7 protein-coding genes are annotated in these 13,877 nt (G+C 67.4%); all 7 read right to left on the bottom strand.

Translation table 11 applies throughout. The annotated features are described in order from the left end of the window. The coding region (locus ACFY2Q_RS29235; RefSeq protein ID WP_387135843.1) for a helix-turn-helix domain-containing protein at window positions 1-282 on the bottom strand (282 nt) is incomplete at its 3' end. Between the two features lie 686 nt (window positions 283-968). After that, the gene (locus tag ACFY2Q_RS29230; protein WP_387135841.1) at window positions 969-3,749 is read right to left on the bottom strand and encodes a tetratricopeptide repeat protein; all 2,781 of its coding nucleotides are present in this window, start codon (window positions 3,747-3,749) and stop codon (window positions 969-971) included. Then, window positions 3,746-4,192, bottom strand: coding sequence for a hypothetical protein (locus tag ACFY2Q_RS29225; RefSeq protein WP_387135839.1), 447 nt, complete (start codon window positions 4,190-4,192; stop codon window positions 3,746-3,748). Before ACFY2Q_RS29225 ends, ACFY2Q_RS29230 begins: the two co-directional genes overlap by 4 nt. A 2,002-nt stretch (window positions 4,193-6,194) precedes the next feature. Further along, complete coding sequence (locus ACFY2Q_RS29220) at window positions 6,195-7,478, bottom strand: hypothetical protein (RefSeq protein ID WP_387135837.1); 1,284 nt, start codon at window positions 7,476-7,478, stop codon at window positions 6,195-6,197. A 964-nt stretch (window positions 7,479-8,442) separates the two neighbouring features. Beyond that, window positions 8,443-8,958 carry a hypothetical protein gene (locus ACFY2Q_RS29215; protein ID WP_387135835.1) on the bottom strand — a complete coding sequence of 172 codons (516 nt, stop codon included), beginning with the start codon at window positions 8,956-8,958 and terminating at the stop codon, window positions 8,443-8,445. Then, on the bottom strand, window positions 8,949-12,248 hold the full coding sequence (locus tag ACFY2Q_RS29210) for a hypothetical protein (RefSeq protein WP_387135833.1): 3,300 nt from the start codon (window positions 12,246-12,248) through the stop codon (window positions 8,949-8,951). The genes ACFY2Q_RS29215 and ACFY2Q_RS29210 overlap by 10 nt, the downstream gene beginning before the upstream one ends. A gap of 327 nt (window positions 12,249-12,575) precedes the next feature. Beyond that, window positions 12,576-13,583, bottom strand: a complete 1,008-nt coding sequence (locus ACFY2Q_RS29205) for a DUF4238 domain-containing protein (RefSeq protein ID WP_387135831.1) — start codon at window positions 13,581-13,583, stop codon at window positions 12,576-12,578. Window positions 13,584-13,877: the final 294 nt, after the last annotated feature.

The following is a 13,877-nucleotide window of genomic DNA, read 5'->3' as shown; positions in this document are numbered from 1 at the left end:
CCGGTCTTTGAGGATCGTCAGCGACTTCGTCCACCCGATCCGCTCAGCGATCACCGTCGCCGGCATCCGCGGGAACTCCGCGAGCAACGCCCGGACCTGCGGCTCGACATCGTCCACAAACGAACCGCGGGGGCCGCGCTCACGCGACGGCGGCGCCTCAGCCCGAAGCGCCGAACGGACCGTGTTACGCGCCAAACCCAGCCGGCGCGCGATCTCCTTGATCGGAACACCCTCGGCCCGATGCAGCCGACGAATCTCAGCCCAGTCTTCCAATGCGATCACCCCTCCAGCCTCGGAGGGGTCAGTCCCAATCCGCCGCTAGAGGGTCAGTCTCAGCGCGTCGTCGACATCTGTATTGCTGGTGCTGCCTGTGACTTACCAGGAGGCGGTGCTGGGCTCGGATAGGGGGAGCAGGCTGGGAGCAGCGGGGTGCCCTGAACGGCCTTGAACTGCGTCCAACGGCGCCGAACGGCCCTCAACTGCACCCGCCCTACCTGCGGCTCTATGTTTCCGCAGGTCAGAGTCGGTGCGGCGTCCTTGTTTCCCGCGGAGTGCTCTGCGGTTCTGCGTAGCAGTCGGCAGCGCTCTATGTCGCCTGGCAGAGGAGTGTGCGCAGGTGAAGGCGGTAAGGAGTCGTTGGTTGGCCCGGCCTTGCAACTGGGAGCAGATTGGGTGCAGGTTGGCGAAGGGGTCTTCGCGCCCGAAGTGCTCACCGGTGCCGGATAGAGACGAGGCGCTTTGACCTGCGGTGATGGAGATCGAGCGGTGTGGCGTGACCTCTCAGTAGAGGTCGAAGTGGTTAGGCGTTGGTGCTCCCGGGATGGCTGGCGCCGGTCGGCGTCTGGGTTCGCCTGGGTGTTCTGGTCCCTTGAATTCGCCCTGGGGGCGTAGCGAGGCCACTTCCGAAGGCTAGACATTCGTCGGGCATCCGACGAAACCATGCTGCCATCCCAATGCTCCTGTGGACGTTAAGCTCCGCCAACCGCCCCCGCTGGTGGTGGTTTTGATGCCTTCTTGCTGCTTCGCATGGTGCCAATCGCCTGTTGAAGTTTGGCTGCGATCGTTCGTGTTAGCTGATGCGCGTCACCGAGAACCCGCCGCCGGTCGGCCAGCACCCGCTCGTACAGGGTGATCGCCTCAGCGACCCGCCCCACCGACTCGTAGGCGTACGCCAGGTGGTGAACCGAGGCCAGGCTGTCCGGGTGGTCGTCACCGAGAACCCGCCGCCGGTCGGCCAGCACCCGCTCGTGCAGGGTGATCGCCTCAGCGACCCGCCCCACCGCCTGGTAGGCACCAGCCAGGTTGCTGCCCGAGATCAGGGTGTCCGGGTGGTCGTCACCGAGAACCCGCCGCCGGTCGGCCAGCACCTGCTCGTGCAGGGTGATCGCCTCAGCGATCCGCCCCACCGCCTGGTAGGCGTGGGCCAGGTTGTTGACCGAGGTCAGGGTGTTCGGGTGGTCGTCACCGAGAACCCGCCGCCGGTCGGCCAGCACCCGCTCGTGCAGGGTGATCGCCTCAGCGGCCCGCCCCACCGCCTGGTAGGCGCTAGCCAGGTTACTACCCGAGATCAGGGTGTCCGGGTGGTCGTCACCGAGAACCCGCCGCCGGTCGACCAGCACCTGCTCAAACAGAATGATCGCCTCAGCGGCCCGCCCCACCGCCCGGTAGGCGTGGGCCAGGTTGTTGACCGAGGCCAGGGTGTTCGGGTGGTCGTCACCGAGAACCCGCCGCCGGTCGGCCAGCACCCGCTCGTCCAGGGTGAACGCCTCAGCGGCCCGCCCCACCGCCCGGTAGGCGTACGCCAGGTTGCTACCCGAGATCAGGGTCTTCGGGTGGTCGTCACCGAGAACCCGCCGCCGGTCGACCAGCACCTGCTCGTACAGGGTGATCGCCTCAGCGATCCGCCCCACCGCCTGGTAGGCGTACGCCAGGTTGTTGACCGAGGTCAGGGTGTCCGGGTGGTCGTCACCGAGAACCCGCCGCCGATCGGCCAGCACCCGCTCGTACAGGGTGAACGCCTCAGCGACCCGCCCCACCGCCCGGTAGGCGTACGCCAGGTTGTTGACCGAGGCCAGGGTGTTCGGGTGGTCGTCACCGAGAACCCGCCGCCGGTCGACCAGCACCTGCTCGTACAGGGTGATCGCCTCAGCGATCCGCCCCACCGCCCGGTAGGCACCAGCCAAGTTGCTGCCCGAGACCAGGGTGTCCGGGTGGTCGTCACCGAGAACCCGCCGCCGATCGGCCAGCACCCGCTCGATCAGGATGATCGCCTCAGCGACCCGCCCCACCGCCCGGTAGGCACCAGCCAGGTTGTTGACCGAGGCCAGGGTGCCCGGGTGGTCGTCACCGAGAACCCGCCGCCGATCGGCCAGCACCTGCTCGAACAGGATGATGGCGGTGGCGTGTTGTCCTTGTCCCTGTCGAAAGGTCGCAGCTTGGTTGGCTAGATGCAGCTGCTCGGGTGTGCGGGCTTCGGCGGGTACGGCGCCAGTGAGGGCGTCGATGTGGGGTAGCAGTGTCGTCCATCGGGGCCAGCCAGCCGGGTTCTTCCACGGATCGTCGGGGATGGCTGCGGTCAGCAGCCTGATCGCTTTACCCACCAGACTGTCGGAGTCATTGGCGTCCTGGTTGGCGCGGGTGACTGCTTGCACCAGGCGGTGCATCCCGATCGTCCCATCGGTGCGGTTGATGATGTTGTAGGAGGCGAGTAGCGCTATCGCTTCTCGGACGTCGTCGTGGTCGTCGGCCAATGGATACAGCACGTCCGCGGGTAGTCCGTCGGGTGCCAGCCAGGCCAGCACGTCCAATACCCGTGCGGCCAGTGGCATCTGTGCGGCGAGGGTATTCATGGTGATCTGCCACACTCCAGCGATGGTCCGCTCCGACCGACCGCTAACCCCAATATGTGCGGCAGTGCGGGCGAAACGGTCGGTGAGTCGTTGCCGGTAGCCGTCGAAGTCGACATCCGGGTGGTGACTGATGTAGGCGGCGGCCTGCTCCAACGCCAACGGCAGATCACCCAACGCGCCAGCCAGCCTGCCGGCACCCTCCGGATCGTTCAGGCCGGTCAACTGGTACAGCAGATCCACACTCTCCGCCCGGGCAAGTACCCCTAGCCGCAGCGGCGCCAACCCTGAACGTCGCCACCACGCCCCGCCCACGTCCCGGCGGGTCGTCACCAACACGTCTCCCCGTCCGCGGATCAGTCCGAGCAGGCCGAGGATGTGCTCGACGTCCTCGACGTTGTCCAACACCAACAGCCAGCCCGGGTTGGTTTGCAACCACCCGACCGCCCACTCATGCGCGTCCGCCAACGTCGCCGCCGGATGCAATCGCCGCGTCAGCCCACCCAAGCCCACCGCAATGGCATCCGGGCTGTCCGCGGTCATCCACCACACCAGCCGGTACCGACCCAACGAGTGGCGGGCGTAGTGCAGCACCAACTCCGACTTGCCGATCCCGCCCAGGCCGTGTACCGCCGCCTGGCCGACCGCCACCCCCGACGCATCACCGGCCAGCAAGGCGTCAAGCTGCTCCAAGTCCCGGCCGACGAACACCTGCGACTCGGCCGGCAGATTGTGCACCACAGCACCCTCACCCGGCCGATCACCGACTCGCTGCGGCGGCGGCAACCGCGCCGCGTCCATCCGCACATTCGTCTGCACGTTGTGGGGGCCGATCTGCACCGCCGACGAGCTATCCACCCGCACCGACGGCGACCCGCCGGCACCGTTCGGTGGTGTGGTCACCTCAGGCCATCCGGGGCCAGCCCGAAGTGATTGGTCTGCGTGTTGCGCGATCCCACCTGCACCCCCTGCGACCCGAGCACCGTGACCGACCAGCCCGATACCCCGGCGTCGGCCAACACCCGCGCCACATCCTCCGCCAACTGGGCGTCCTCGGACAGGGCCGTCACCACCGCCGCCCGCAGCAGCTCCCGGCCAGCCTCATCATCAGGCTGCTCACCCACCTCCGTTACCGCCAGAACGATCTGCCCCGACCGACCCGACCCCAACAACCGCCGCAACACCCGCCGCCCCACCCCCACACCCGCCTCCGCCGTCGCGTCAGCAGACTGATCCACCACCCGCTGCACCACCGCCCCGCCATACGCCGCCGCCACCGCCGTCAGATACGGCACCACCACACCCGCCAACTCAGGAACACCCACCGCCCCGCCTCCTTCGACCATCAGCCATCAGCTACACGAACCACGATCACCACCGACAACCAACGACGCGACGAACAGACAGAAACCCGACTCACGACCCCACCCACCCTCGTTTCCATCACTGTCTGCCGCCGGCCCACACCCTGGAGTTCTGCCTGGGTCGGCGGTGGACGGGTTGGCATCCCCCCACCACTACCACCCACCGCCCGGAACCGTTCGGCAACTCCATCTCGGAGTCGTCTGGCCCCCGCCGGAGGCACAATCTCTGACCCCAGCCCCCGCCGCACCCTGCGTCCCCTTCTCCACTTCACCTCTTCCGCACCTCGGACCCCTGAGCGGTCGGCGTGACTTCTGTTCGGCAACTCTCCCGGTCTGGCCGTCGACCGGTCCGCGGTTCCCGTCGTGAGGCTGCATGCGTGACGTGAGGACGGGCGTTGTCCTCCTGGTCCCGGTCGTTCTCCGGGGCTTGTCACCGGGTTCCTTCACGAACCCAGGGGTGACGCGCGGGTCGGGCTTGGGTTTCGGGCCGGCTGACTTTCCGCCCCGCCGCCGAAGGCGGTCGGGGCGGCGGCTCCGTCAGGAGCCGGTTACCGCGCCCGGCCCGCGTCGCGCGGAGCGCCTTGACCGGGCTCTGGCACCAACTCCGCATCACCCCGTGCAACGAGCGGTGCACCAACTGGCTGCTCTACGGCATCCAACCCAAGAAAGCACACGACGGCTGCAAGCGGGACGCTGCAAGGGAAAGGTCCACCAACGCGCCACCCTCGGCATCGGCGGCCGACGCATCCTCGTTTCCCGCGACCGGTTCGGAGAATCTTCGCCGACCACCGCACCGACGCCCGCGCCTGGGTCTGCAACCTCCTCGGCATCACCACCAGGCACCGACGACGCCGACCCCGCCGGCCCGGACCAACCCGCACTCCTGGCCGCGAGAGATTGCGGCGCCACCACCGCCCCGACCACCGTCAACCGTCCCCCCACGCGCTGATCAGGAGGGAGTCGTGGAACGCGCCATCGTCCCGATCAACGCCCGGTCGTACTTCGCCACCACGGGCCCCGGCGCATCCGGCCCTGTGCTGCGTATGGCAGGCAACCGGGCCCGCGACCCAGCCACCCGGATCTGGCCGCCGACCGGTGCGCGCTTCGCCTCGGAGCCCCGGTCGCGGTTGAATAAGCGTCGGCCTCGCCGCTGGAGACGTGCCGAAGCGGAGCCCCAAGGTGCCTGGGCGACGCCAGGGCCACGGGCCCGGGATTGGGGGAGCAGGGTGGGAGCAGCCGGGTGTCCTGAACGGCGTTGAACTGCATCCAATAGCGCACAACGGCGCTCAACCGCACCTGCCCCCACCTGCGGCTTCCCGTTTCTGCAGGTCGGAGGGGGTGCAGCGTCCTGTTTCCCGCGGAGTGCTCTGCGGTTCTGCACAGCGGTCGACAACTCTCTATGTTGCCTGGCTGGGGAGTGTGCGCAGGTCAAGGCGGTAAGGAGCCGTTGGTTGGCCTGGCCTTGCACCTGGGAGCAGATTGGGTGCAGGTTGGCGAAGTGGTCACCGCGTCCGAAGTGCTCACCGACGCCGGGCATAGACGAGGGCTCTCACCTGCGGTGATATAGGCGAGCGGTGCGGCGTGACCTCCCAGTGGAGACCTAAGTGGTCAGGGCTCGCTGCTTCCAGCATTGCTCGTGTCCCCGGTTACGGGTCGCTGATCGTCACAGTGACAGGTTTGCTGTACATCGATGTTCGGTCGCGCACTCCCGCCGTGCCGGACCATCAGCTGGTTCCATTAGCTGAGACACCGATCTCACTCGCGGCGCCGTGACCAGCGCATCCTCTGCGGTGACCTCTTCGGCGGACCCGAAGGTGTCAGCCGTGGTGTTCCCGGTCGTCGATCGGGCGGCGCCCGCTCAGGCCGAACGTACTATCGCCAACGGCGTCACGCCCGTCGGGAGGCTAGCGTCGATGCGATACCTGGGCCGGCTGGACCACGCGCAGCCGATAGTGGCGCGCAGGTTCCCGTAGTTGTTCGCGGTTCAACGGAGGACGAGCGCGTCGCCGATGCGTAGAACTCTGCCATCGTGGTGGATGTGCTGACCGTCGTCGAACGCGGTGCTGGTTATTCGGAACCGCGACGGTTGGGTGATCTCCTCGCTGGCGAGAGTCCACGGCACTGCGGGATCTGCGCCTGGCACCGCGGCGAGCAGGACGGCACCGCCGTGGTGAGGGACGTTGTGGTCGTCGTGGGGCTCGTCGTACCGGGCATGACGCAGCATGACCGGGCCGGAGCGGATTGCCTCGGGTGGCACCTGGGGCGGTACGTGACGCCACCGTTGTTCAAGCTCCGCAAACGCTGTCTGGCGCTCGGCTCCACGGTGTGCGCTCGCGGCGAGAATGGCGCTGCCCGCGTCGGCGGCGACACGGCAGATGTCGAGGATCGGGACGCCGGCGGCCAGATTCGGGTAGTGGTGGACAAGCCGAGCGTGGTTCATCAACATGACGAGCGCTCGAGCTGCGGCCTGCTGCGGTGCGGTCAGGGTCGACGTCGGTAACGGCTTCCGCCGTTGCGGACGTGCGTGTGGCGTGGTGAGGTCGGCTGCCTGGCCGGCCGCCGATTCGTACCATCGCGGGTCGTCGGGCCAGACTGAAGCCTCGGTTGCCTGCAGGCGACCGCTGCGCCCGATCGCCACGGCAGACCCGGCGCTTGTGCGGCTTACGGCCATCCCGATCCGGTCCTCGGCGTCGAACTGCAAGTCGGTGACCCCGTTGAAGGTGAACCTCAGCGGCGCGGCCGGCCAGGGCATCCTGGGCCCGTCCCCCGAGACGCGTCCGGTACTGGGTGTGAACCGCCGTGGAGTGGCCAGGGTTAGGTGTACCTGCAATCCGGCGTCCGCCGGTTGGGCGGTGAGCGAGCGTACGCTGCCGTTGGCGAGGTCGTAATCGTGGGCCAGCGCATCGATGATTTCCGCCGTCAGCCGGAAGGTGCCCGGGAAGACGCGCCCTTGGTAGTCCCGATGTACGGAAGGCTGCGGCCGTGCGGTGGGAAGCACGCCGTCCAGGCCCGGGTCTAGGTCGAACATCAGCGTGCGTCGGTCGGCCCCCAGGTCAGCCATCCATCGGAGGCAGGTGCTGGCTCGTCGGGATCGAAGTGGCCAGGGAGCGCATGCGGCACGCACCAGAGGCAGAGTGTTGTTGTCCCAGATGTCGGCGATGCGGCCGATGCGAGTGCCGTCGAAGCTCCGGGCGTCCGTGGCCAGGGAGGCGATCTCTCGGATGGAGCGATCGAGTAGCCCGGCGAAGGTCTCCAGCGGCGAGCTCACAGCGGCGAGTATGGCAGCTGCGCGAAGAGGAGGGCCGCGTGGATCACGAGGCGACTTGCCGTGGGGGTGCTCCCCGTTCGACCGATGCGGCTGCTGGAGCCAGCGCTGGTGCCAACCAAAGCACTCGTCCGGCAGCTCATGATCGGTCGGCGGTCGGCGGTCGGTGCGAGCCCGGTTAGGGGGAGCAGGTTGGGAGCAGCGGGGTGCCCTGAACGGCCTTGAACTGCGTCCAACGGCATCGAACGGCCCTCAACTGCACCCACCCCTGCCTGCGGCTCCACGTTGCCGCAGGTCAGGGTCATTGCGGCGTCCTGTTTCACCGCGGAGTGCTCAGCCGTTTCGGGCCTTCAGTCGACCGCGTTCTATGTCGCCTGGCAGGAGAGTATGCGCAGGCCAGGGCGGTAAGGAGCTGCTGGGCGGCCGGGGCTTGCAGGTGGGTGCAGATTGGGTGCAGGTTGGCGAAGTGGTCACCGCGCCTGAAGTGCTCACCGACACGGCGCAGAGCTGAGGGTCATGACCTGCGGCGATACAAGCGAGTGGTCCGCCGTGACCTCCCAGAGAAGACCGAAGTGGTCAGGGTTCGCTGCTCCCCTCCTGGTCGGTGCCGGCTGTAGCCCTGCGGCCCGCCGACGCCAATCACGAAGGCATGCTGCATCGAGGTGCGACTCTGGGTACCGTCGTAGTGGCGCCAGTATGGATCCCGCGATTTGAGACTCAAATCCCGTCGGCAAACCTCTGAGCAGGGCCTCCTGAGCGGTGACCTCTTCGGCGTGTCCGAAAGCATCAGGCTGGCGTCATGTCGGTACATACCTCCGTGGCATCCGCCGCAGCGACCGGACGGAGGTCGGTGGCGGAAGGACTACCGCGGCATCTGGGTCATCCACATATGCCAGCGCGGCGATGGCCCCAAACCATAAAATTTCCGGCACGCCCTTGGTTGTCCGTGGCTCGTGGGCCCCCTTGTCTACTCCCTTGGGCGTTGCTCGGCGAACTTCGTTAGGAGTGCGCTCAGTGGCTTGAGTAGGTTGACCGGATCCTGGTACTCGACCTGCTCCTGTTGCTCCCATGTGCCGTCGGCGTTGTATCGGGTGATCTTGTTGACCTTCTTTCGGCCCTTGGTGACTGCAACGAATAGTCCGTAAACCGCCGGCACGGCCAGCAGGAAGGCTGGGTCAACCGGGAGGCGCTCGGCTGCGCTGCGGACTGCCTCACGGACTTCGTCTCGGTTTGCGTTGTCGGCCCAGAACGCGTCGAGCACGACGAGGTCCGCCTCCAGTAGGGCGTCCGAGTTCTCGCTCAGCTCGGTTACCGCCCGGTCGACCAGTTCGTCGGACGCCGCCGCGGCGGCGATCCGTCGCAGCTCGTCGGCCGGAGTGAAGTCGGTTGTCCGGGCAATGAGGTAGCGCACGGCGTACTGGAGCTTGGCAGAATTGGTTCCCTCCGCGTTGAGGAACTGGGCCAGGCTTTCGGTCATTTCCACGATCCCTCCGTCATGAGGTTGACGGACCGCCAGCGCGGCCGCCCTCCAGCTCGTATTCGTTCGCCTGCACGCTCGACGGCCTCCGGCAGCGGCGCGCCGTCGAGGAAGCCGTCGAGGACGTCGATGACCATGCGGCAGCTATCCGCAGCGACCGCGTCCCAGGCCGGCGCGACGACTGCGGCGGTGCCGCCGAGTCGCAGCGCGCCGAACATGCCAAGTCGCTCGCCGAGTCCCCGGATGTGGGCGCTGCCTGTCGAACACCCGGCCGAGAGCAGGACGGCTGGCGCGCGAGGCAGCCGCATGCTGTCGCGCCAGGACCATCTGGCCACACGGCTAGCGTCCGAGGCAGCCGCGACCGTGTGCACTGTGGGGAGGTGACCATCGTGGGCCAATACGAACGCGATGTCGCTGGCGTCGGCGGTGCGGAAGCCGTGACAGAGCATCACGGCGATGTCCACCCCGGACAGCAGTTCGGCGACTGCGGCCGAATCCGCGTCCGAGTTGGCGAGCGCGGTCAGGGTTCGCCCGGTTCGCGCGCAAAGATCCTCGAGCTGGCGCCTTGCGGCGGTGAATGCGTCGAGCGTCGGTGTGCTTTCGCGATGAGTCGGCACGGTGACGAGCCCAACGCGGGTCAGCCGGCGTCGGTCGATGGTCGGTGTGACCAGCAGGGACGACCAGCTGGGGGCGTATGAGGTGGTCCAATGCGCTTTTCGCACCGCGTGCCACGGCAGCCCGTGATGCTCGGCGTGGTCGATGATCACGAGGTGGGGCCTTTCGTTCTTCGCGGCTGGGATCAGCGCACGTAACCAATCCTCGGCTATGCGCCATTCTTTTAGGTCCAGCGGGTCGCCCGGACCGTCCGGGGGCCAGGCGTCCAGACGCTCGCGCAGCCGCGCGACGAGGGGCCCGAGCCTGACGTGCAGGCTGGGCGTGTCATAGGGCCGTACGGTGCCATCCGGCGAGATGCTAGTCAGCATTGTCCGGTAGCTCTTCTCGTGGTCGAGCCACTCCAGTACGTACAGGTCTCCCGCTGGCCGAGCGAGCCGCGCGATGACCTTGTCAGGTAGCCCTTCTCGCAACAGGGCGACGTCGCGAGTCGGTCCGTCGATGCGGCGGCCGAGCATTGCGCGTCCGGTGACGTCGCGCTGCAGGTCGGCGATCAGGCGCAGCAGGCTCGCGTCGGCGTCCTGATCGACGGCCGCGTCTGCCATGTCCCAGAGCCTTTGCTGCTGCGCTGCGGTGCGCTCAACCAGGACGCCGGCGTCGGCGACGGCACCGTACTTGGCTGACATGGCTTCGGCGACGCAGACCAAGCGGGACCGCGCGGTCTCGGCATCGCCTTCCGCGAGTCGGAGCGCTGCGACTGACAGCAGTGCGAAGGGGTCCGGATCCGCGGCTCGGGTGCGGAGATCGACCTCCAACTGCCAGAGCTCCGCCGCGTCGGTACCGCCGAGGAGTTCAGTCAGGAAGGCGCTGTGCCGGGCTAGCCTTATGGCCGTGAGGAGGTTGCTGGCGTCGACGGCGCTGTGGATGCGCGACACCGCAGCGCGGACAACCTTCTGTGCCGCTGTCCGGCCGGCCTCATCGGCGCGCTCAATGACCTTGATCCACTGTATTAGGACAATCGCGAGCATTTCGTCTTGGTCCGGGATGCCCATTGACGCCACGGCGTCGACATCGCCGGGTTGCCCGTCCTCGCTCGGCAACACGGACTGCAGTGCGACCGCACGATGGGCCCATGGACCGGCTGTGAGCGCCAGCGCCTCCCGCCGCGCTTCGGCGGCGTCTGCAAAGCGGCCCAGCTCGTCGTACGATACGGCTAGGCTCTCGAGGATCGCGAGCCGGCGTCCGCCAACGGCGTCTGATAGCAACTCGCGGAGCATGGCGGCCGAGTGGTCGGGCCAGCCCAGGGTGCGCAGCAGGATCGCGCGGTTGTGTTGCACGGTCGGGCGCCCCTCGTCGGTGACAAGCGGGAGCAGGGCGTCGAGGACGGCTAGGGCCTCGCGGTTGTGGCCGAGCAGGCGGAGAGCGTTCGATCGCTCGACGGCGAGATCGGCTTGTGCCGCCGGCGACAACCGGCTCTCGTCGGGTGCCGCCTGTGCCCCAAGCCGCTTGATCGCCATCGCGGGGTAGTCGCCCTCCTTGCACGCTTCGCCGAATCGGGCCAGCAGGATCGCCGTGCGTTCCGGATCACCCTTCACCTTTTCGATCATCAGATCGAGGAACCGTTCCAGGTCGGCAGGCCGGCGCTCGGCCGCGAGCTGCCGGAACACCATCCGCGTCAGGGCATCCAGTGCCACCTCGTCGCCGAGGTCGGCATCGAATCGGTCAGCCAGCCACTCTGGGGACCGCGTGGTCAGTCGCGGCCGTATCCCGTCGCGGAGCACGTCCATAACGACCTGATGGTGGTTGAGGTCGCCGAGCAGCTCGGGCAGTACGGCGGCATAGGGCGGTCGGTCCAGCTGTGCCCGCATGTAGAAGTCCCAGAGATCCTGGTAGCGCAGGGTGTCGCGGACCAAATCGGGCGAGAGACGGAACGGCAGCAGCTCATCGGCTCCGTGCCGGATCGTCGCCTCTACGTGGCAGTACAGGGCGGCCCAGGCACCGGCGTGCGTGTTCGTGACCCCGCTGTACAGGCAGGCCAGCGCGTGCACGGCGGCCAGGGTGTACCGGTGCAGCGGGTGCGGCTTGTCCGCATCGCGGCGGGTGATCAGGCTCTCGAGGAACGCCACGTCGGCGGGCTGGACGAAGCCCGGCGCGAGAACTCGCCGCACGTCTCGGTCTAGGCTCGCATCGAGGGGCAAATCGATAAGCGCGATCAGGACCGCTTTCCGCAGGTCAGCGAGGCGCTGACGGTCCGGCACGCCGAGCAGTCGATCGCCGCCCTTGAGGTCGCCGTCAACGAGCGCCCCAATGATCAGCTGGCTCGGCGCGTCGATGGACAGCAGACAGCTCCTCGTGAGCCGGCTGTCTCGGCCGACGAGGAAGTCCCGCGCAACCCGCAGGGCACCCGCCCGCCTGCTCACTACATTGCGCCGGAAGACCTCGATCGATCGCGCCCGGCGGGGTGGCGGTGCTTCAGGCCCGAGGACTGCAACGGCGGCCCGTAGTAGATCCGCCCGGCCCGCCGGAACGCACACGTCGGCCGACGACAATACGGCCCTACTGTCGCGCAAGACGTACGCCTCGGCTGCGGTCTGCCTGGTCCCGCAGGCGGGACAGCGCTGGAATCCATCGATGTGTGGCAACCGCCGCAGGTCGTCGGCCATCCAAAGGTCGAGCAAGACCACGCGCGTGGAGTCTGCGACTGACGCCACGTGGCCACACTCGCTACAGACGCTCGCCGACATTCAGCGAGCCTCGCATGACGGCTGGTAACCGGGCAACCATCCCTGACGGGCGTCATCGCATGTTGTAGGTCTGACGAGGGTTCGGCCACGAGGCGTCGGCCGCCCAGAATCCGCTCGGCGTTTGTCACATCGTCACAACTACCTGCAGAACCGTAGATCACTCCGCAGTAGACGTAGCTGGATCTCCAGCGCCGCTACCGCATCACCGATCTCCGACACAGCGCTCACCGTACCGGCAAGACGTCCCGCGCGAGCGGCCATCGGGTGTCAGTTGACGATATCAACTCCGCCGAGACTATTGATCAACTGCCTTAATTCCAAATCAGCGATCGGCTCAAAACGGGCAGGGAACGTCGGATTGCCGGTGCCTGGCGACAGCGTCACACGCGGGGCCGGCAGCTTTGGCGCGTTACCGCTGAGGTGCAGGTCGCGGGGCCACCTCATGTCCGGGTGTCGATAGACCGTGAAGGAGCACCAGGTGACCTGTCCCTCGTTGGCGATCTTGATAAGTTCGGGAGTCAAGGTGACAGCCGCACCCTGGCTGCGGTGGGTCGCGATGAGCAGACGATTCGGGGCGACCGGCAGCAGGAGGTCCGCGTCATCCGGAAGCGCCCCTGTCCAGCCCAGCGGGGGTCCGCTCGGATGCCACAGGACGGCTGGAGAGTCGCTGACCAACAACGTGCGGCGTGAGCCGGACGCCAGAACGAGGTCGCGACTCTCCAGGTTGTTCGCCAAGCGGTCGGCCGTTCTGAGCATGAGGCGTAGCCGGGTTCGGGACTTGTCTGTATCGGCAGGCTTTGCTGGAGCATCCCAGCGTGCCTGCTCGAGGACGGCTTGCAGTTCAGCGCCAGCGAGCGGGCTGGCGCGGCTCTTGTTGACCTCGCTGACGACTTCCGCCGCATACATAATTGGCCACAGATGAATTTCGATTTGCTGGTCGATGCTACGGAAGGTCGGGGTACGGGCGATCTGGAAAGCGACCAACCTCTTGAGGGTGCTCAGATCCGTCTGTGCGGACGGGAGTCGGCCGACGACGAGGTCTTGGACCATCCGCTTGGCCGGATCCTCGATGTGGTTAGCAAGGTACGTCTCGACGGCCTGAGGGTCGGTAGCGGCAGGGGACTCGTCCCGATAGAAGTGAGCCATCACCGCCGCACCCTTCACGCCCGTAAGGTGCTCCTTGCCGGCTCGGTTATGTGCCACCAGTCGCCCGTTTCTGGCGAAAGCGTTGAGCCAGAGTTGCGGAACGGTGTGGTTCCGGCGCGGAGGAGGCATGCGTCGTAGTGTCCCAACCTTGTCCTGGAGGCGTCGACCGGTTTCCTTCCTCGTCCGGTCACCCTGGCGCATTGTCATGCCGCTGACAAGGCGCGCCATCCTGTGAGGGCGGTCGGTGAACGTGAGGCAATGGGAGCAGGTCGGGAGCGCTTGAGGCCAGCGGTCGCTCGCCGGGCACCGCCGCCAGCCAGGGCCGCTGCCCTGTCTGTCAGGGTGAGTTGAGGCCAGCGGCTCATAGCAAGTCCGCCGGACAGGGCGAGTTCAGGATCGAGAAGCGTTGAATACTGCTGTTGA

Source organism: Micromonospora sp. NPDC000316, assembly GCF_042898885.1.
GTDB lineage: Bacteria > Actinomycetota > Actinomycetes > Mycobacteriales > Micromonosporaceae > Micromonospora.
The sequence above is the reverse complement of the archived record's forward strand: the minus strand, read 5'-3'. Positions and strand labels throughout refer to the sequence as shown.